General features: G+C 60.4%; 21 protein-coding genes. 7 read left to right on the forward strand and 14 right to left on the reverse strand.

Annotation, left to right across the window (positions count from 1 at the left end):
* Nucleotides 1-130: 130 nt before the first annotated feature.
* Entirely contained in the window at nucleotides 131-1,369 is a 1,239-nt protein-coding gene (locus NKI73_RS22095; protein WP_352632993.1) for a DUF1173 family protein, read from the reverse strand.
* 820 nt (nucleotides 1,370-2,189) lie between these two features.
* On the opposite strand from NKI73_RS22095, the gene NKI73_RS22100 reads away from it, so the two are divergent.
* Nucleotides 2,190-2,621, forward strand: coding sequence for an antitoxin Xre-like helix-turn-helix domain-containing protein (locus NKI73_RS22100; protein ID WP_352632994.1), 432 nt, complete (start codon nucleotides 2,190-2,192; stop codon nucleotides 2,619-2,621).
* Complete coding sequence (locus NKI73_RS22105) at nucleotides 2,618-3,100, forward strand: RES family NAD+ phosphorylase (RefSeq protein ID WP_352632995.1); 483 nt, start codon at nucleotides 2,618-2,620, stop codon at nucleotides 3,098-3,100. The genes NKI73_RS22100 and NKI73_RS22105 overlap by 4 nt, the downstream gene beginning before the upstream one ends.
* Before the next feature lie 178 nt (nucleotides 3,101-3,278).
* On the opposite strand, the gene NKI73_RS22110 is transcribed toward NKI73_RS22105, so the two are convergent.
* The 8 genes from NKI73_RS22110 to NKI73_RS22145 form a co-directional block, all read right to left on the reverse strand.
* A complete protein-coding gene (locus NKI73_RS22110) occupies nucleotides 3,279-4,043 on the reverse strand; it encodes an ABC transporter ATP-binding protein (protein ID WP_352632996.1) in 765 nt (254 codons plus the stop codon).
* 25 nt (nucleotides 4,044-4,068) lie between these two features.
* Entirely contained in the window at nucleotides 4,069-5,082 is a 1,014-nt protein-coding gene (locus NKI73_RS22115; protein ID WP_352632997.1) for an ABC transporter substrate-binding protein, read from the reverse strand.
* A 51-nt stretch (nucleotides 5,083-5,133) separates the two neighbouring features.
* Nucleotides 5,134-5,982, reverse strand: a complete 849-nt coding sequence (locus NKI73_RS22120) for an ABC transporter permease (protein ID WP_352632998.1) — start codon at nucleotides 5,980-5,982, stop codon at nucleotides 5,134-5,136.
* 25 nt (nucleotides 5,983-6,007) lie between these two features.
* Complete coding sequence (locus NKI73_RS22125; protein ID WP_352632999.1) at nucleotides 6,008-7,357, reverse strand: LLM class flavin-dependent oxidoreductase; 1,350 nt, start codon at nucleotides 7,355-7,357, stop codon at nucleotides 6,008-6,010.
* A 48-nt stretch (nucleotides 7,358-7,405) separates the two neighbouring features.
* Complete coding sequence (locus tag NKI73_RS22130) at nucleotides 7,406-8,338, reverse strand: TauD/TfdA dioxygenase family protein (RefSeq protein ID WP_352633000.1); 933 nt, start codon at nucleotides 8,336-8,338, stop codon at nucleotides 7,406-7,408.
* A 79-nt stretch (nucleotides 8,339-8,417) separates the two neighbouring features.
* Complete coding sequence (gene msuE, locus NKI73_RS22135) at nucleotides 8,418-9,059, reverse strand: FMN reductase (RefSeq protein WP_352633001.1); 642 nt, start codon at nucleotides 9,057-9,059, stop codon at nucleotides 8,418-8,420.
* 376 nt (nucleotides 9,060-9,435) lie between these two features.
* Nucleotides 9,436-10,188 (reverse strand): DUF7146 domain-containing protein, encoded by a 753-nt coding sequence (locus NKI73_RS22140; RefSeq protein WP_352633002.1) that lies wholly within the window; start codon nucleotides 10,186-10,188, stop codon nucleotides 9,436-9,438.
* 623 nt (nucleotides 10,189-10,811) lie between these two features.
* Entirely contained in the window at nucleotides 10,812-11,153 is a 342-nt protein-coding gene (locus tag NKI73_RS22145) for a hypothetical protein (RefSeq protein WP_352567018.1), read from the reverse strand.
* 593 nt (nucleotides 11,154-11,746) lie between these two features.
* Between NKI73_RS22145 and NKI73_RS22150 the strand changes: the two genes are divergently transcribed.
* Nucleotides 11,747-12,199, forward strand: coding sequence for a helix-turn-helix domain-containing protein (locus tag NKI73_RS22150; RefSeq protein WP_352567017.1), 453 nt, complete (start codon nucleotides 11,747-11,749; stop codon nucleotides 12,197-12,199).
* 144 nt (nucleotides 12,200-12,343) lie between these two features.
* Complete coding sequence (locus NKI73_RS22155) at nucleotides 12,344-12,676, forward strand: hypothetical protein (protein WP_352493588.1); 333 nt, start codon at nucleotides 12,344-12,346, stop codon at nucleotides 12,674-12,676.
* A 45-nt stretch (nucleotides 12,677-12,721) separates the two neighbouring features.
* Here NKI73_RS22155 and NKI73_RS22160 read toward each other — a convergent pair whose 3' ends face one another.
* The 3 genes from NKI73_RS22160 to NKI73_RS22170 are packed head-to-tail and all read right to left on the reverse strand — an operon-like array spanning nucleotide 12,722 to nucleotide 14,580.
* Complete coding sequence (locus NKI73_RS22160) at nucleotides 12,722-13,420, reverse strand: transglycosylase SLT domain-containing protein (protein WP_352633003.1); 699 nt, start codon at nucleotides 13,418-13,420, stop codon at nucleotides 12,722-12,724.
* A 1-nt stretch (nucleotide 13,421) separates the two neighbouring features.
* Nucleotides 13,422-13,931 carry a hypothetical protein gene (locus NKI73_RS22165; RefSeq protein ID WP_352633004.1) on the reverse strand — a complete coding sequence of 170 codons (510 nt, stop codon included), beginning with the start codon at nucleotides 13,929-13,931 and terminating at the stop codon, nucleotides 13,422-13,424.
* 58 nt (nucleotides 13,932-13,989) lie between these two features.
* Nucleotides 13,990-14,580, reverse strand: coding sequence for a hypothetical protein (locus NKI73_RS22170; RefSeq protein WP_352633005.1), 591 nt, complete (start codon nucleotides 14,578-14,580; stop codon nucleotides 13,990-13,992).
* 43 nt (nucleotides 14,581-14,623) lie between these two features.
* Here NKI73_RS22170 and NKI73_RS22175 point away from each other — a divergent pair, with 43 nt between their 5' ends.
* Together NKI73_RS22175 and NKI73_RS22180 are read left to right on the forward strand one after the other, a co-directional pair.
* A complete protein-coding gene (locus NKI73_RS22175) occupies nucleotides 14,624-15,718 on the forward strand; it encodes an acyltransferase family protein (RefSeq protein WP_352633006.1) in 1,095 nt (364 codons plus the stop codon).
* An 83-nt stretch (nucleotides 15,719-15,801) separates the two neighbouring features.
* A complete protein-coding gene (locus NKI73_RS22180) occupies nucleotides 15,802-15,993 on the forward strand; it encodes a hypothetical protein (protein WP_352633007.1) in 192 nt (63 codons plus the stop codon).
* Between the two features lie 521 nt (nucleotides 15,994-16,514).
* Here NKI73_RS22180 and NKI73_RS22185 read toward each other — a convergent pair.
* Complete coding sequence (locus NKI73_RS22185; protein ID WP_352633008.1) at nucleotides 16,515-17,534, reverse strand: hypothetical protein; 1,020 nt, start codon at nucleotides 17,532-17,534, stop codon at nucleotides 16,515-16,517.
* A 730-nt stretch (nucleotides 17,535-18,264) separates the two neighbouring features.
* On the opposite strand from NKI73_RS22185, the gene NKI73_RS22190 reads away from it, so the two are divergent.
* On the forward strand, nucleotides 18,265-19,002 hold the full coding sequence (locus tag NKI73_RS22190; protein ID WP_352633009.1) for a helix-turn-helix transcriptional regulator: 738 nt from the start codon (nucleotides 18,265-18,267) through the stop codon (nucleotides 19,000-19,002).
* Nucleotides 19,003-19,176: 174 nt separating this feature from the next.
* Here NKI73_RS22190 and NKI73_RS22195 read toward each other — a convergent pair whose 3' ends face one another.
* The gene (locus NKI73_RS22195) at nucleotides 19,177-19,527 is read right to left on the reverse strand and encodes a hypothetical protein (protein ID WP_352633010.1); all 351 of its coding nucleotides are present in this window, start codon (nucleotides 19,525-19,527) and stop codon (nucleotides 19,177-19,179) included.
* Nucleotides 19,528-19,762 lie beyond the last annotated feature (235 nt).

Here is a 19,762-nt window from a genome sequence, read left to right on the forward strand (position 1 = left end):
CTTCGTCGCGCTCACGGACCCTCGCCAACCGCATCGAATCATTGCCGTCATCTTGTCTTTCGCTTGTTCACGATTTTTATGTCCTGGCTGGGTCCAATTACAGCTGCAGCCTCGCACGCGCTTCGGCTTTTCAGTTGTTCGGTCGATATTCCAAAGCCTGCCTGCCGGGCGGAGGCGAAAGCCGCTGCTGTTTGCCCGGTAGCGCCGGCCGGGGGCCGCTTGCGTCCCAGCGCCAGGTCTCGAGCTCGCAGCTTGAAATCAGATGGTCGAATTCCGCCCGTACCGCCTCGTTAGCATCGTGCGGTACGACAAAAAGCGCGGTTCCCTGCTGGTCAACATCAGTCAGAAGACCGAACGCCATGGGCACCGACGGCACGACGTTGTAGCGCAACGTTTTCACAAACCGCCGATGCTCCCCGGTCAGGACCTCGATCAATTCCTTTTCGTCGTTGTGCTGAAACGGAATCCAACTCTCAGTCACGTTCATAAAGCCGATTTCGTCGATCGCCAGAATGCCGGACGGCATCTGCATGACCGTTGCGATGGTGATCAGGTGCGAATTTTCGTGCAGTCGCCACAGGTCGAATTCTGCTGCAAAGCGCTTCGGCACTGCCCTGAACATTTTCTCATCCATGAAGAGCTGCGCGTCGGGCATATGCTTGATCGACAGCTTGCCGCCAAACCGGGCAGGATCGAGCGATTTCACAATGCCGATCACGATCTTCTTGTGCTTCGCCTTGGCTGCCGCCGCGAAAGCCCGCTCCCGATCCGCTGCCAGGCGATCCTTGTGCTCAGGGGAGTACATTGCCGGCATAAACAGCAGCTCGCGCAACTGGAACTTCTGGCTCGACTTCGCATCGGCCGCGCCCCAAAGAAATTTCCGGACCAACCCCCAATTTCTTTTTCCCACAAAGCCGGGTGCCATCAATGTCAGCTCCGCTTCTTTCCAGAGATAGTCGAGCAAGCCTCGCAGCGTTAGCTTCTTCGGATCGGCCTTCACAGTATGGTGGGAAGCCCCCTCGCCGGATGATCCCTGTCGCGCCTTGCCTTGTGTCAGTGCGAAGGCCAGCTTCAGCCGCGCCGCCTCCGATGCAGGATCCTCGATGATTGCTTGACCCAGGATCTCCGCCTTTCCCGACAGTGCAAGGGGCAGTTCATAGCGATCACAGTCGACCGCATGGTCCTTGCCGGTATTCGGCATGCGCTTGATGATCAATTCCTCGCCGACGGCGGCGATGTACATCGGCACCCCGGGATGCCGACACAAACACAAGACCCGAGCCTGCTGATCCCGCGCCTGACGCAAGAGCGTCTGAATTTCCGGGTGCTGGGGGCCAACCGTGCGACCCTGAACAGCAAAGTCACTCATAAGGTGCCATCCGACTTAAGATTGTTCGCCTTATGATTAAATCATTGAACCGATGTCTCGTTCAACCCATTGGGTTCAACGATGCTTCCCATGGATTGACAGTGGTTAACCCAGCAGACTCGAATGGGCTGATGTTTCAGGTAGGCGACCATAGAGCCGCAAGCAGCGGCTGTGGCGGCGATGTAGCCATCCGCGGCGTGATCCGCCTGGGATGGTGAAGCATGATGACAATCCGTCGACCTAGACTGTTTCATCGATGGCGTGCATGAAGAGCACGCGGTCATGTCCTCGTGCCGGATGATGCGACGAAGCTACGCCACTATGGTGACCTCTCAAGACCGGAACCGCGCGCTTGTGACGTTCTGTAATGTGGCGCACAAATTTTTGCCGTTTTATATGTTCTTTGGAATCCCATTCGTCGCCAACGCGTTGAAATAAGATCAAACAGGTAAAATCGTTCGATGGTTTCCTCCCATTTCCACCGGACGGTGTTCCTCCCTGAAGGCTTTAACCTTCTTTGGCCGGGCCGTATCCGAGCCCAGCCATTCTTTCTTCCGGGCTTCCTTGTTCAGCGCTGGCGGAAACGCGTTTTTCCTGGTGTCAATCATTCGCGACCAAGGCGGTTCGCACTCGCCGCCTTAGCGCTTTTTGAAGGCTACGCAGGCGAGGTGTCGGTTGGACTGATGCTGCTGGCCGGCGCCAAAGGCTAACACGTGACAGCAAGGATCGCAGGGTGATCGGATCGGTTCGCGCTGACGCAGGGACTTGCAGAGCGCATCATGTGAGGCTATATTTTGCCTCACATGGAATGGAGAGTGAAATGCTGGCGTTTGGAAATGTCGCCGACGTGTTGGGGCTGCCCGTTAAGGAGGTGGCGTCACGGTCGCCTTTCGGGCTGATCTCCCGGATCGAGAATGGACTTCCCATCGGGGCGCTCGAGCGCGTTGCGCATCTTCTGGCACCTGGCGATGCTCAGTTCAAATATCGGCTGATCCCCAAGGCGACCTATGAGCGGCGCAAGGCGGTACATCGTCTCTCGTCGGACGAGGGCACACGATTGGCCCGCGTGGCGCGCGTCTGGAGTCTTGCTGTCGATGTCTGGCAGAACGAAGAGGAAGCACGTGATTTCTTGTTTCGGCCGCACCCGATGATTGAGGACAAGCGACCGATCGACGTCGTTATCCTGAGCGAGTTCGGCGCCGAAATGGTGGTCGATATTCTCGGAGGTCTGAAGTACGGCAGCGCTGCGTGACGGCGCAGACTCTCGATCGCACGCTATCGTCCTTTCGCATCGGCGATCCGGCCGGCACCTACCCGATCTTCGACGCGACCGGCTCGACAATCGCGCCAGGGCGATGGAACACGCCCGGAAGTCCTATCATCTACACCAGCGAGCACTATTCGACGGCCCTCCTGGAAAAGCTGGTGCATGGCAGTGGCCGGCTGCCGCCCAACCAGCACTACATCGAAATCACAATTCCGCGCGGACTGAGCTACGAGGTTTTTTCGCAGCCGTCACTGCCCGGCTGGGACACGATGCCGGCGACGGTAAGCAAGGGATTTGGCGAAACCTGGTGTTTAGAACGGCGCAGTGTCATCCTGCTGGTGCCGAGCGTCGTGGCGCGTCTCGATAGCAATGTGCTGATCAATCCAGCGCATCCAGAGTTTTCAAGGATCCACACCAGTCTCCATCAGCCTGTCTACTGGGACCGGCGACTGTTTGGCGCATAAGGGAGGGGCTTTCTGCGCCCTACCACTCCAGAGCTATCGCATATGGCTCAAAGCGTTGAGATATCGTCATTTCATGCGTAGGACCGATCGCGCTTGAGCATTCCTCAGCGGTTTTTCTTGCCCATCCCGCAGGGTTACCACACCGGCCAATAGAGATGGGCTAATCCGTTCACTCCCGTCAGTGCAGACCAAATTCGCGCAGCAATTCCTCGCGATAGCGCACGAACCTGGTTTCGCTGCGTTCGCGCGGGCGTGGCAGGTCGATGTCGATTAGCCGCGCCGCGCCGCCTTTCTCCTTGGGCAGGATCAGCACCCGGTCGGCAAGATAGATCGCCTCTTCCAGATCATGGGTGACCATCACCATGGTGACGTTCTCCTCGCTCCAGATGCGGGACAGTTCCTCCTGCATGCCGATCTTGGTCATCGCGTCCAGCGCCCCCAGCGGCTCGTCGAGCAGAAGGATCTCGGGCTTGACAGTGAGCGCCCGGGCGATGCCGACGCGCTGCGCCATGCCGCCCGAGAGCTGCGCGGGATAGGCATCGGCGAATTCGGCGAGACCGACCAGCGCGACGTAGAAGCGGGCCCGTTCCTCGGCATCGCTCTTGAGCACGCCGCGCACTTCAAGGCCGAAGGCGACGTTGCCGAGCACGCTCAGCCAGGGCAGCAGGCGCGGTTCCTGGAAGATCACGGCGCGTTCGGCGCCGACGCCATGCACCGGCTGGCCGTCGATCGCGACAGCCCCGCTGTCGGCCGCCTCCAGCCCGGCAAGAATGCGCAGCAGCGTGGTCTTGCCCGAGCCGCTGGCGCCGACGATGACCAGACATTCACCCGAACGAATGTCGAGATTGAGCGTCCGTAGCACAGCAAGCTGGCGCCCGCCGAGACTGAAGGATTTGGAGAGGTCGCGGATCGAGACCTCTCCGCTGCGGTTGGTGCCAGTCATCTCAGCTCCCAGTCCATTTCAGCTCTCAGTTCGTCTTGGTTTCGCCGGGCCGATACAGAATGTCGGCGGCCTTCAGCTTTCCCTTGGCCAATCGTCCGTCGCGTTCCAGCACGGCAACCCAGAAGTCGATGTCCCGGTCGGTCGCGTGTGCGCCTTCGCGCAGACCGAAGCCGGTCCAGTAACGGGCGAGATCGCCGTTTTCGCCGCGCTTGTTCAAGATGTTGGCCAGCACTTTGCGGGCTTCCTCCGGGTTCTGGCGCGACCAGTCTGAAGCGCGCGCCGACTGTTCGACGAAGCTGCGCGCCGCGTCCGGATTGGCGGCAATGAAGTCGCGCCTGAGCACGACGAAGCCGCCGGCGAGTTCGCCCAGCACCTGGGTGTCGTCGAACACGCCGCGCACGCCGCCATTGGCGACCAGCGCGCCGGCAAACGTTGCCTGCCAGTAGCCGAGCCCGGCTATGTCGACCTGGCGTGAGCGCAAGGTCTGCTCCAGCTGCGGGCCAGGCACGACGACGAGGTTGGCGGCATCCGACGGCAGGCCGACGCTGTGCAGGGCCTCACGCACCGTATAGTCTAGATGGGCACCGAGCGTGTTGACCGAGATGGTCTTGCCGGCGATGTCGGCGATCGATTTGATCGGGCTGTCTTCCAGCACGTAGAAGACGCTCTTCACATCCTTGTTGATGCCGTTGCTCGGATAGGCGGCGACGAAGTCATTGCCGCCCGAGATCGAGTTGATCACCGCCGCGGTGGCGGCCGAGCCGATGTCGACGCTGCCGGAAGACAGCGCAAACAGCGATTCCGGTCCGCCAGAGGCATAGCCGACATTCTCCAGCTCGACGCCGAGCCCTTTGTAGTAGCCGAGCTCGGCGGCGAGTTCGTGCGGGGAGATGCTGCCGCGGCTGGCGAGATAGCGAAATTTCACCGGTGCGGTTTCGGCAAAGGCGAGGCGCGGCAGGCCGGCGGCGATGAGGCCGGCGGCAAGCGGTGCGCCGGCAAGCGGTGCGCCGGCAAGCAGGGAACGGCGGGTGATTTTCATGATCCGGTCTTTCCTGATTTTGAGAGAGGCCTGGGTTGAGTTGGGAGCTGCTCAGTTGACTGGATTGCTCCAGCGGCAGAGACGCCGCTGGAGGGCGACCAGCGCCTGGTTGGCGATCAGGCCAAGCCCGGCGAGGATGACGATTGCCGCAAACATCAGCGGGATCTGGAAATTGTACTGCGCGTTCATCACCTGGAAGCCGATGCCCTTGTTTGCGCCGATCATCTCGGACGCGATCAGGAGCAGCAGCGCCGTGGTGGCGCTCAGCCGCAGACCGACGAAGATCGACGGCACGGCGCCCGGCAGCAAGACGCGGCGAAACACGGTGAGCCGGCTCGCGCCGTAGACACGGGCCATTTCGAGCAGCTTGGGATCGACTTCCTTGACGCCGCTGGTGGTGTTGAGCAGCAGCGGAAACAGCGTTGCCCAGAAGATGACGAAGATCTTCGAGGTTTCGCCCAGCCCCAAGAGCAGGATGAACACCGGGTAGAGCGCCAGCGCCGAAGTCTGCCGGAATACTTGCAGGATCGGATCGAGCGCTGTTTCGACCGGACGCACCTGGCCCATGAACAGGCCGAGCGGGATGGCGACCGCAACTGCTGCCGCAAAGGCAATGCCGGCGCGCTGCAGGCTGATGGCGATGTCGCCGAGCAGGCTGCCGCCGGCAAGCCCCTTCCAGAGCGCGGTGATGATCATGTCGATCGGCGGCAGCACCGCCGCGTTGACCCATCCGACGCTGCTCGCCACCTGCCAGAGCGCCAGGAAACCGACAAGCACACCGTAGCGCGACAGGAAGCGGACAGCCGCCCTGCCGCCGAGGCGGAGAAAGTCGTGGCCGAGCCCGGTCTCGCTGCGACTGGCGCGGATCGTGATCGGCCGATCGATGTGCTGCAATGTCATGGCGTCATCCCTTCAGCTATGAGGATCATTCGGCGGCAAGGACGGTCGAGCGGGCGACGGTCCATGGATTTTCCGGCCGCCTGAGGCCGAGATTCTCGCGCAGGGTGCGGCCTTCATACGCCGTGCGGAACAAGCCGCGCCGTTGCAGTTCGGGAATGACCAGGTCGACGAAATCGTCGAGCGCACCGGGCAGCCAGGGCGGCAGGATGTTGAAGCCGTCGGCCGCCTCGCTGGTGAACCATTCTTCCAGCTGGTCGGTGACCTGCGTAACGCTGCCGACGATGGTGTAGTGGCCGCGTGCCGTCGCCACCCATTGATAGAGCTGGCGGATGGTGAAGTTGTGCTCATCGGCGATCTGCCGGATCAGCGCCTGGCGGCTCTTCATGCCTTCGGTTTCCTTGCTCGGCGGCAGCGGGCCGTCGAGCGGATAACCCCTGATGTCGAGCGTCTGGCCGGCGAGTCCGTTGAGCAAAGCGACGCCATCTTCGGGCAGGATGAGGTCGTTGAGCTGCTGGTATTTGGCGCGGGCTTCTTCCTCGGTGCGGCCGACGAAGGGCGCAACGCCCGGCATGATCAGCACCTGATCGGAGTCGCGGCCGACTTCCGCCACGCGCGCCTTGATGTCGCGGTAGAATTCCTGCGCTGTCTCCAGCTTCTGATGGGCGGTGAAGATGACTTCGGCCGAATGCGCGGCAAGCCCGCGTCCGTCTTCGGACTGCCCGGCTTGTACGACAACCGGATGTCCCTGCACCGGGCGCGGGACGTTGAGCGGACCCTTGACGCTGAAATGCTCGCCCTTGTGGTCGATGTCGTGCAGTTTGTCCTTGTCGTAGAAGCGGCCCGACTGCTTGTCGCGGACGAAGGCGTCATCCTCCCAGCTGTCCCACAGCGCCTTGACCGTCTCGACATGCTCATGCGCCCGCGCATAGCGCTCGGCATGGTTGGGCTGGACGTCGCGGTTGAAATTGCGTGCCGTCTCGTCGCCGGCTGAGGTCACCACATTCCAGCCGGCACGGCCGTTGGACAACAGATCAAGCGACGCGAATTTGCGCGCCAGCGTGTAGGGCTCTTCATAGGTGGTGGAGGCGGTGGCGATGAAGCCGAGATGCGTGGTCAGCGGCGCCAGCGCCGCAAACAGCGTCACCGGCTCGAAGCCGGCGATCTTGGCATTGCCGCCTTCGCGGGCGCCTAGGCCAACGGTCAGATTGTCGGCCAGGAAATAGGCATCGAACAGGCCCCGCTCGGCGGTCAGCGCCAGTTGCTTGTGGAACTCGAAATTGGTGGCGCCGTCGGCTGGCGCGTCTGGATGGCGCCAGGCGGCGATATGCTGGCCGCCGCCGGGCAGGAAGGCGCCAAGCTTGATCTGTCTGGGCATTATCAAATTCCCTCTTGTCGCATCAGTTGAAGAAACGTCCCCTCGTGTTCAGGCCGCCTTGATCCTGCCCGGCTTGGCTGCCTTGGTGCGGGAGACGCTGCGTCGTCCGTCGACCGCGACCGGCACGTCACCGTCGACAGTGGCGCGGTGGACGACCCGGCGCTGATCGCCGTAGTCGTTGACGGCGTAGTGCTGCGTGGCGCGGTTGTCCCAGATCGCCACATCACCCTGCTGCCAACGCCAGCGAACGGTGTTCTCCGGTGCGGTAACGTAGGATTGGAACAACTCGTAGACTCGGTGGAAGTCGCTTCTGGACAGGCCGACGAACCGCTGCACGAAATTGCCGAGTAGGAGGGTGCGCTCACCGGTCTCCGGATGAACCCGCACAACCGGGTGTTCGGTCTCGTAGATCGTAGAAGTAAACACCTCGTCGAAGTGTTTTGTTTCCGCCTCTGTCGCCCGCGGTCGCACCGCCGCGTAGTCGTAGGCGTTGCTGTGGACCGCCCACAGATCGTCGGCGAGGCGCTTGAGCGTTGGCGGCAAAGTCTCATAGGCGGCGGCGGTATTCGACCAGATCGTGTCGCCACCGGCCGAAGGAATGACCACGCCGCGCAGGACCGAGAATTTTGGATAGCCGTCGACGAACGTAACGTCGGTGTGCCACTGATCGGCGCGCCCGCCGCCGCGACTTGAATCGAGTTCGAGGATTGAGGCCGTGCCGACGATTGCCCCTTGGGTCGGATGCGCAACCAAATCGCCGAGCCGCTGGGCGAAACGCTCCTGCTCGGCATCGTCAAGGTGCCCCTGGTCGCGGAAGAACACGACCTTATGGCGCAGCAGAAGCTGGTTGATCGCCACCACAACAGCATGGGGTAGATCACCGGATAGACGAACGTTGCTGATCTCTGCGCCGACGCGTGCTGTGAGGGGAGCAACATCGGCTTCCGGAATGGTTGCATCAATGAAAGCAGGGTTGGTCATGGGTAGTCTCCAGGCGGATTGAGTTTGTGGCGGCGGCTGACGATTTCTCGAAGATCCAGACAGGGCTGGAGGAGGCGCTTCAGCCGAGATTTGCGTTAGAAACCCGGTTCGAAGCGCGCCACTGCCCGCGGGCGATAGCAATGTCCGCCTGAGGCGCGTCGGAATCCGAAACCAACTGGTCTCGAGTTCGCGACGCCAGATAGGGCGCGAATTGCCCGATCGCACGATCGAGCCGATCGGCCAGTGTCGGGGAGACGGAGGTTTGGTCGACGAAGTCGCGCTCTGAAGCATAGATCCCTGTCGCCAGCGTTCGTGCCTCGAAGAACCCGAAGAGCGGCCGTAGCTGATGCTCGACAATCAACGCGTGTCGGTCTCCGCCGCCGGTCGCGGCCAGAAGTACCGGTTTGCCTATGAAGGCGGTGGGCTCCAGCAGATCGATAAAATGCTTGAAGAGGCCAGCGTAACTACCTTTGTAGACCGGGCTTGCGACGATCAGTGCTTCGGCTTGCAGGAGATGTTCAACAAGTCTCCTCGCCTTCGTGTCCAGATCGGAGAGGCGGTGCGCGGCGCCGAGCGAAGGCAGGAACTGGCCAATATCTATGACCTCGAAGCTTCTCTCATATTGCTGCGCCGCCCGCCTCGCTATCTCTTCGACCAAAGCCCGCGTGCGGGAAGGAGAACTGAAACTGCCGGAAAATCCGACGATTGCGGGTCTGGTCATTTGGTCCTGTCCCTCTCCTTGAAAGTGCGGGCCGCAGCCGCGACGAGGGGACAGAATAGTTATGTATATAAAATCTATGGAGAAAGAGAATTGCGTATTTGTGGCGGCTTGTAAAATTCCCTTCCTCCGCTTTTGGCGTTTGTGAGTTCTCGTTGAGCGACTGTGCAGCGAGGCGGGTTAGCGCCTTCACCGAGTGGTCGACAGTATCCTTTGACGGAAGACTTCGGCGCTGGTCTTCTGAAGCCAAGGCTTGGGTGTCGAGTAGAGATAGGCGCGCACCTGGTGCCGGTTCTAGATGCTCGAAGGCACCCTTCGCCAGAACAAGTGGTGCCCAATTTGTGATCAAAGTTGATGGCCAAGCTGGCCGCCGAGGGGCTCACGTGTCTGCGCCGAGTGTTTCGCGCAGCAGAAGATCCAAGGGTAGGGTCTCGGGCGTCGGATCGTCCTCCCACAGCTTCGCGAAATCCCGGTCGTCGGTCGGTCTGTGAATGAGGACCTGGCGCTCAGGGTTGGCTTCGCGAACGCGTTCGGCCGCGCTGAGGCCGGGCTTGTCCGGATCGGCGAAGACGACGATCCGCTGTACGCATTCGGGCAGCTGAAGAAATGGCAACCGTGGTGCTCCCAGTGAGCACCAGACGGGCAAGCCGTATCGCAGCATTACGGCATGGCCGGTCTCATAGCCTTCGGCAATACCAAGGACGTCGGCCGCTGGGGCGAGCCGCAAGGCAAAGCCCCGGCTGGGGCCGATGATGCGGCGTGGCTCGTCCAGCGCCGCCTTTTCTGGCCGTGTCGGGTGCAAGAGGGTGAGCTGCACCGAACAGATCAAACGGTTTGGGGCCTGCAGAGCAGCCACCAGCGCGGGAAAGCGGTTCTTTCCCAACCGATAATCCGGCAGATAGCGCAAAGTTGGCAACGTCGCCGGCAGACGGCGAGAGGCAAGATAAGCTTCGCCGTGCGTGCCGGCGAGCGCAATCGCTCTCGACCAGAGCGCGAGCGCGTCCGCTGCCGTGGTTTTGGGCGCCGCCGGACGAACACGACGCAGAGGCTCGGCCGCGCGCTTCGACAAATCCAGGTCCGCAATGGCGGTCTCGATGTCGACGGGATCGCAACCTGCAAAGCAGTAGAGCATAAGACGATAATCCCCGTCACGAACAGAGAGGGAGGGATGGCGGTCGCCTTTCCCTTGCCCGTGACTTGGTACTGGACAACGGCACAAGTAGCTCCCGCGCGCCGGGAACCCTCCTAAAGCGCGATATACCTGAGCAGCGCTTGGCCACGACACCTTTGTCATGGGCCTGATAATGTCGCCAATCCGCTTTCGGATCAATAGAATGATTGAATAGCGCAGCAACACCGGCGAAATAGCCGGGGCGTTTCAAGGGCCAGGACTTAGCCGTCCTGACGGCAGGGTCGCCTCGGCCAGGTAGCCCAAGCCTGCATCGCTGAAAGCGCGATTCGCAAACACTCGAGGTTGACGACCAGAAGCCGCTGCATGAGGTAATTACGAGAACCATTTGCGCGCGAACCGCAGCATGGTGATGTCTGCGCAGCAGGCGCGCAACTCGACCTTCAGACGATCGGCACATTGGCGGCGTTCCTGGGCGTCTCGGTCTGGGCCTTTTGGGAATTCGGGACGCTGCCTTGCGCAAGCCTCGAATCATTTGGGGCTATCGTATCAGGAGATCACAGACCTGGCGGAATAGCAGGATCGTCTGTGTGCGTGATTGAGCAGATCCTGGCAAGGAGAGCCTGTTAGAGTTTGAAGCGGCCAAGGCGCTGATCATTGACGCGGTACTGCCAGGCCAGTTTCGGATCCTGGGGGTTGACGCCGGACGTTGACCAAGCGGAGCGCTCGAACTTTGCAGCGTCATGCAAAGAAAGATCGTCATCACAGCGCGACAGTTGTAACGACGAGCGAAGACGATGACGTCCGATACTGTGGGTTAGAAATTTGATGGCACAGACGGCGGCGAGGGACAGGATCAAGAAAGCAGTGGAAAAGCTGAGCATGCGAAGGCCGGCTTCCTGATCGGGCAGGGCGAAGAAAGCGAGCACGCCGCCGGCGAAAATTGCGAACGCGAACCTCATGAACATGACAGCGATTCTCCTATTTCGATGTCGATCATTATAATATCACAGATTGATCGTCATTATAATGATCAATGGAGATAGGATGACCCCTCATGGATCAAGCGTTTTCGAAGGCTGGGGGCATGGTGCCGTTTTTGGCGGTATCGGCTTCAGAGTATTACCCGGCGCCATTTCCATCTCGAACAGGCATAGAGATTGGTTCCGGGGCAAGCCTTGCGGCCCCGTCTCAGAGTGTAATCGCCAGAACCACTGGCGTCGAGGTCTCGCCTGTGGTCGACCTGAACAAGGTCATACGAAGTGGTCGGATCAGGGTTGTCCCTCCAGATGAGGTGGCACACGACAAAATCATTAGTAAGAGGGCCCGCGACATCCAACCGGATTCATTTAATTATTCATTTTCAACAGGGCATGCAGATCGTCAAATGCTATCTGCATCTGGAACGATTGCTGTACGCCGTCACTTTGCGGGAGTATGGGGAGGATGCCGCCACACTTTAATAGGGCAATGAGTTATCGTTTCGGCTACAAGCCCTGAGCACTAGACATTCTGCAAAAAAATGGCCGTCATATTCCGACCGATAAGCAGGGGGGCAGCTGTGCCGATATTTAAAAACAAGACAGAAGACAGCGATGGTTGGCTTTCGATCCTGCTCGCGCTGCGACTTCGCCAAATCGAGAACGAGTACCCGGACTATGCGAGTTTTGCCGACGCTACGGGGCTATCGCGCGGCACGCTCTACCAGTTGCGGGCGGGGAAGGGGAACCCGACATTGGTCACCTTGGAGCGGCTGGCGCGACACCTCAAGGTTCCGGTGTGGACGCTCATTGGTCGGACTGGTGACGACGACAGCGTGAAGCGGGACATCGAGACCTTCGGCTTCAGCTTCACCGAGATTGCGCGGCATATTGAGGCCACGCGTGCTGTGAAGCGCTCGATGACGGAGTTCAGTGGTGTTCCTTCTTTGAAAGAGGCAGCCAGCCCCGCTGGGGCAACCTCCGAGAAGAAGCGGCTGCCTCCAGCCAAAAAGGGACGCAGGGCAAACCAGTAGATACAAGAAAAGTAGAAGATGCTAAACTACCGGCGTAGATTCATTTGCTACGATTGGCAGAAAATCTATTGTATATTTCTTTGACTCGCACCAAGAAATCCGCCAGCCTCGATGCAAAGGCATCATTTTGCTGAAGGGTTCACGATGCAAGCGAATATCTGGCAAGTCGCAGGAGACAATGCGCTCTATAAGGAAGTGGCGGCGTTTGTCGATTGCCACCCGAAACCATGGGTGGAAGAGGTTTCGGAATTTCTGCGGAAGAAAGGCAAGCCCGAGACGATCACCTTGGTGATCGGACAGTTCATCGTGGCGGCTCTGTTCGAAGGACAATACGCGGATCTGCTGTACTGGTCGCTGGTTGCGGCCGAAGTGAACTGCGTTGTGATGGAGCAATGGCCTGATGATGTGCGCCAGGAGTTGGCAAGCCATCTGAAACGGGGATTTGTAAAGCTCTCGTCGCGCAATCTCTCCCATTGAAGGCGGCGGGCCGACGGGGGCATGGCCCTCAATGGTGAGACGGCGTCACACCTGACCAGGGGCAACGTTGATGTCGCTGCCGGCGGGACCGGGAGCGGATGAAGCGAGTTTTGTGTCACCACCGTTGGGCGTCGGAAAGTCGCCTGGTCCCATTTGGCAGACCGCTTGCGCGCCGCATCCCTGAGGAATGGATTGGCCGGCCGAATTGAGGGCGGCATAGCGGCGGTTTACGTCGTTCGTCCAGTTACGGCGCTGGCTTTCAGTGCTGCCGTTGTAACGATCGGCGAGGCAGCGAATACTTGACGTGCCGCCGCACGATTTGACGGCATCGCGAAGCGTCAGTACGCCGCCTTCAATGTTTTCGGACAAGATGCCCCGATCCATTCCGTAGGCCCGGCCGGTCGCCCCCGTAAGCTGCATCGGTCCAAGAACGCCACTGAAGGAGCCGGCACATGCTGACATCGCGCCTTCGTGAGCGGACACGGCAAGAGCGAGCTTGGGATCAACACCATACTTGTTGGCGGCGTCGACAATCATATTGGCGATGTTCGGGCTGCGCTCCGTCATCTCTTGCGTGGACGGATAGCTCGGCAGACCCGCACCGTTCGTACAAAGGGAACGCAAGGTTGTTTTGTCATGGAGATCGCAAGAACTTGCATCCTGATCGAAGGAATTCGCTTGCGCAACAGGCGCTTGTCCAACGACCAGGAGCGCGGAGAGGAGTATTGGGAAGGGACGCAGCATCTTACTTCCCCGGGCAGAAATTATAGATGGTGCCATTGATGGAGAGCGCGTTGCTGGATGGGCGCGTAATCTTCATCGGCGTGATGACCGGGGAGCTGCTGCCACGCTCGGTACATGAGGCTTGGAACGCATCGTCTGCATGACGGGTGCCTGCTATCTTGCAGGTGCTTGCGCCGACGGTGATTGCGTCGCCGTCGAACTCGGCAAGTTCGAGAGCGCCGACGCCTTGGTCGAGATCGGCACATGTGTGCGTGGACGCTACATATGATCCCTGCGGAGCCTTGAGCGGATCAAGTGCTTGCGCGATTGCCGGCGAGATCAAGACGGCTAGTGTCGCTAAGATTGTCCGGCTGGCCATGGCAGATCTCCGGAACATCATTCCGCCGTGGCCGCCGGCAGGAGCCGCGGTCAAGGCCGCGCATCGCGCGCCGTCAGGGAAGCATTGATCCGTTGGCGATGGCCGGTGGCTGGCTGGTGTCCTGAATAACGTCAGGTTCTCCGTGCCGATCATGATTGCGCTCCTTGGGGATATCGAGGTTGCCCAAACACAACGGCGTGGGCTGCTTCCTCTAGGGTTGCGGGACAGGGACCCGGAATTGGCATTCCTGGGCGATTTCACCTTGGAATACGATGCCGGCGCGAATGCTTTTGGCCTGAACATCATATGCACCCATCGCACCATTCCGAGCGAGGTCGGGGCGGACGTTATTCGGTTGCGCGCCATATTCGATGAAACAGCCGGAGCCAGCGTCAGCGACCGTTGATCGGCCGTTCTGGTAGATCGCCAAGCGCATGGGGCATCGTTTCAGTATGGCATTGCCGACAGGGTCGGTGCGGATCGGCGAGCAGCCGGTGAGCGTGTGCAGGACCGAGAGGACGACGGTTTTGGTCGGGCTGCGAACGACGATGTGACTCTCGGAAGCCGGCGCGTTGGCGACCGCAAAGCGCGTATCGCCCTTGGCCACGTAGGCGTCGTTGTTCTTCTTCAGTCGGTCGGCCCATAGGGAGGCGTAGGGCACGGCTTCCGAGTTCGGGAGCTCGAGATCGGCATAGGCGACGGCCCGCCAGGCGTTCGGATCATGCGTGAGCGACTGGGCCGAAGCGTGGGGCGCCAATGTAAGGGCAGCCGCGACTGCGACAAATGTCAGGCGTCCATGCATTCCTTGCCTCGCTTGTGTGCCCTATGATTAAATCAAGGTTGTGATGATTGTCGAGCGTGATATTTGGATGGAACAAAAAGCCCGCCTATCGGGGCTGGATGAATTGCGAGGCCTGGCGATCGGGCTGGTGGTGCTGTCGCATGTCGGGCCGGTCTTCGGAGAAGGCGGGACGGTCGCCGTTCTGCTGTTTGCGCCGGCGTGGAGCGTCGGGGTCGATCTGTTCTTTGTGATTTCCGGCATGGTGGTGGAACGCTCATTGCGAAGCCTGCGCCTCGAGCGCGGTGCGCTCGAGGCGGCCTCCGCCTTCTATGTCAGGCGTGCTATGCGGATCGTGCCGCTGGCCTGGTGCGTCGGCGCCATCCTCTCCATCGGGTTGATCATCCCGGGAAGCGGCGTTGAGCCTGCAGACGCGAAGGCGGCATTCGCCTTCATCTCGAATGCGCACTGGGCGCCCTGTTTCGGGGGCGCCACAGGATGCGGGAACGCCTTTGCGTTTGGGCCATTCTGGTCGATTGCCGCCGAGATGCAATTTTATCTAGTGGCTCCGCTCCTGGTGTTCTTGCTACCGCGGCGTGCGCTCGTCGCGTTGGCCGGACTCGTTCTCGTGGTCGGGACCTTCACGCTGCGGCCTTGGGGCGGAACGCTTTGGACGTTCCGCATCGATGCAATCGCGGTCGGGCTGGCGATCGGAGCAACCATGGGCACAAGCGCATGGCCCCGTCTGGCGGAACACCTGCGGGTGATCGGCAACATGGAAGCGGCGTTCTGGATGTCGATCGCGGCCTTCATGTTGGCGATCTTGCCGCCGGCGATGCATGGCGTGGCGACTGCCGTGCTGGCGCTGATGTGCGGGTGGATCGTGACAAGGGCGACCTTGCGGGATGATTCTGTGAACTGGCCGGGGCGGATGCTGCGCCGTTTGGGAGGCATCTCCTATGCCCTCTATCTGATCCATCTGCCGGTGCTGGCGCTGTTCAACTGGTCGCTTGGCCAATTCCTGGACGCTCCGGCGACGGCAACGCTCTCGATCGCCGGCGCGATCGGGCTGTCTCAAGTGCTGACGGTGGCAATCGGAGATCCGCTCCGCCAGCTCGGCCGCCAATGGTCAAATCGAACAGTCCGGGAGGTGTCGCCGTGACGGGAGAAAATCGTCAGTGGTCGCTTGGTGGTGAAGATGTCGATCAAATTCCGCGAGGAGCGAGGGCGCTGGCGGAGCAGCTGTTGACCGAGACCGACGGCGATGCCGTGGCAGCGCTCGTCGCGGCATGCTGCGTCGTTGGAGCCATGCGCTCGGCGGTATCGAGGGGTATGGTGCGCAACGCATCGCCGTCAGGGGTCGATATCGCGCAAGTGCTGGACGTGTTCGTGCGAAGCGAGCTCCCAGCAGAAGAGCAGAACCTGACCGGTAGATGACTTCGACCGCGAAGTAGCTACCATGTTGGGGGGCTGTGCGGCCTGCCGCTCGATCCCCCGGAATGCTGAATGCACGATATCCGCAGTTTGATCTTCGTGGACGACCGTCAGCAATGCCACTGACAATGATTTCGCCAGGAAAGAGATTGAACTAAAGCCTTGCAAAACGCTTTGGCCGAACGACAGGATCGGTCTCGCATAGGAAAGCATGATCTTTCGGCCGGAGGTGAGCGATGCGGCCTCCATGCGTGAAGGTCGCCATGACTGCTGGCGCGACCACACGCAATACGCTCGAAGTCGCCGAAGACGGTCGTCGCAATCTTCGTACTGGGATCTGCACGAAGAGACGCAGTAGTGAATTGGCACGCTGCGTGACGACACATCCGGAGCGTCGTAAAAGCCGCTCGCAGCGTATCTCTCATACGCCCGCGGACAATCTGCCGACGCCGGCGCCGTTGGTTTGGCCGTCGGCTTCTGTGCGCATCTGGCCAGCCGACACGCGGCAGTGTGACGGCCGCCGCTTAGTAGCGGTCGCCGAACCATCCCTTGCTCTTGGGCGGCGAGAGTTCCTGGTAAGCCCACGGGACAGACTTGTAGGACGGCCTCGGGTCTTGGACGCGCCAAGCCTTCTGCCAGTAGTAGAAATTGAGGGGTACTCGGGCGAGCACGCGACCATCGGCAGACAGGAGGTCGGAAGCGCAGGCGACGACGGGGCCGTCGTAAAATTGCATGCGGCCAGTATAGCCGTTGAGCGCTCCGGGTCGGCAGGCAAAGACGCGAACGCCTGCAGCGATCGTGTCCGGGGCTTCCGCGGGGACGGAGATCGTCTTGACGCCTTCCTTGGTGATGAGCGTGCGCACAGGCACGGAGCTCCAATGCGAGCGGCGCAGGGCGTTATTCGCCTGAGCTTCGGTTGGGTAGCCGGCTCGCCGGGTAATGACCGGCGGGAAGCGCCCCCAGTCTGGCGCATATTCTTGCCGGCTGCGACTGACCCGATCAGGCTTCCAATAGGAGTCCGTAGCCGAAACGGGGCCGGCCGAATGTGAAGCATCCGGCACTCGCTCGGCGCAACCGGCGAGCAAGGCCGCGGATGCTACGAGGTGGAGGATGTGACGAAAAGAACGCATATCGTGCTCGGGGGTCATGGGTTTGCAGGTGAGAATTTCCGGTGAAGCCAAGGCATCTGGAAGGTGCTGGCCCAAATGCCGCGATGGGTTTTGCGAGCCTGACGCTCGATCTGGGCGTAGAGGGGGGATGCGGCGATCGAGATCATCGGGGAGGGTGACGGCTACGCCTGCTTTCAGCCTTTCGCCGGCGACGTCGGCCATTTCGCTGGTTGCACAACGCGCGACGATGACAGCTGCGTCATTCCGGACCGGCAAGCAGACAAGCCATTTTTTCAAGGTGGCGGTTACGAGCCATGCCATGGCGACAACGCCACAAGGCAACGCCTGCTTTCCCAGCGTCGCGGCCTGGCCCAGGTCGCAGCCGTCGACGCCGCGATAGGTGCACGAAGCAAAAGTTGATTGCTGGTTCCCCATGGATCACTCCGCTTCAGATTCATTGAGTCAGTAAACTATCTTGCAAATCGCTGTGCAAGTGTCTCTGACTCATATCCCGCGAGGGGAGGAGGGTGCTCGTATCCGGATCCGCGCCCGATGTGCCGGGCAGGGCCTCGGTGTCGACTTGACGCGGGGCCATCAGGCAATCGATACTCTGAATGCGCGCTATGCCGTGGCGGTCGCAGCGGCATCCGCTGGACGAACTCAGCGGCTTCGTGGCCGGCCTTGCCTGATATCGCTGCGAGCCTTTCGAAGCCGCTGTTCGAGCGCTAAATAGCGAGCCGTAATCGAGTTCAGCTTTGTGAAAAACTGCCTGCTCTGCGCAGCGTTGCCCGGCGCAGGCGGGGGGAAGAAAGCAAAAAGAGCTTCCCGATCAGCGTCTAATTGTTTTAGCTCCGAGCAGAGACGGCAAATTTCGTGGTCGTCCGTTCCGGAACTCCGATGTGATGCACGGCGCGAGGTACGCGTAGGGTTAGTCTGCTGACCCACATCGTTCGACGAAAGTAAAATCGTATCCAAGGCGTTTCCTCCACGCCGGGTTGTGGTCATCCAATCTGGAATAATGCGGGTTGCAACCTATGTATACTGGCGGTTTTCCCTGTCACTTTTGAGAGGTCGTGAGACGCTGGAATCCAGCGAGGAGCAACCTAGTTCGATAGCCGCGCGAATGGCTGGAGAGGCGCGTCGATAGCAAGGAGGTAAGCTGGATATGGCGAGATTTGACTCAAACTTTCACGACGTGACGGAGGGTATTCACGCAGTTGCCTCTCCTGCGGACGCGGCGGACCTTCTGAACACAATTGTCGAAAGTTACGGTCTTGAGACGGCGGCCTTTCTTACCGTCAGGCCGGTTTACGAGGAACCGAGTAAGCCGTTCTATGTGACCACCTATTCGCCTGACTGGGTGAAACGCTACATCGAGAAGGATTTTTTCGACATCGATCCCGTGCTTCGCTATGGGCTGCGTGCTGCGAAATTGGTTGATTGGAAGGAAATCGACCTATCGGACAAGCCCGTGCGCACGTTCTTCGGTGAAGCGAGGGAACATGGTGTCGGGAAGCATGGCGTCACGTTCCCGGTTAGGGGTGTCGACGGCGACCGCGGCATTCTGACCGTGACGAGCAACGAGAACGCAGCGGCGTGGCAGACGTTTCTCAAATCCGAGGTTCGCGACTTCCAGCATCTCGCCGGTGAATTTCACAATGCTATCGGTCGAATCCAAGGAAGGCCACGCCATCCGACTGTCTGCTCCGATAGAGAGATCGAATGCCTGAAATGGTACGCGAGGGGTGAGAAGGTCAAACGGACCGCAGAGATACTGTCGCTATCCCCTCGCACGGTCCGATTTCATCTTGATCTGGCACGGGCCAAGCTTGGTGCCAAAAGCTTGGCCCATGCGGTTGCGATCGCGGCAGAGCGCGGCCTTTTCTTTCAAAGAGTGTTCTGATCGGTAGCCAAGCGCTTCGCGGGAAGCCGCCGGCAAAACTCGTTCCGTTTCGTGAAGCTGGGAATGCTAGAACGACTGAATCATGGGGAAAGAAGGGAGGCGTCGCTCTGGACAACCTGATCCGGAAAGGCACCGCGACGCTCCAAGGGTAGAATGCTGGCCAAACCAAGTGTCCTATTCGCAAACCACACGGTACCGCTTGCCGGGCTTGCTGATGTTCTTGCAGACAAGCGGCTTGTATGGCTCGGAAGAGGAGAGCGGCGGACTTGCGGCCGGCGATGCCCGTCTGTTTGATGTCTTGAGACTTACCGTACGGCGCGGTTCGAGTCTCTCCGGCTCCTGTGGCGCAACCGGGAACACGCTGGCTTCGATCCGCCGCTGCTGCAGGCGTGGCGGCTCTTTGTCAAAGAATCGCCTGGCATCAAGCGATCTCGGAATAATCACTGTACCATCATCGCTGTGCGCGCAGCCGCTGCCCAACAGTAAGGCCAGCCCCAGGAAAAAAGGCAGAATCCGTTCAAACATAAGCATACCCTTGGCGGGCGTATCCCCCGGCTTGCGGGTCGCCGACAACCGGCGCAAGGGCACGAAGAAAGGGCGGCATTGCTTGCCGCCCTTTCGAAATTGTCGAGATGCGTGGACCTTTAAAAGCCCATGCCACCCATGCCGCCCATGCCGCCGCCGCCCATGCCGCCAGGCATGCCGCCGCCAGCCGACTCCTTCTTCGGAGCCTCCGCGATCATGGCTTCGGTGGTGACGA

This window comes from Mesorhizobium sp. M0496 (genome assembly GCF_040321205.1).
Taxonomy (GTDB): Bacteria; Pseudomonadota; Alphaproteobacteria; order Rhizobiales; family Rhizobiaceae; genus Mesorhizobium.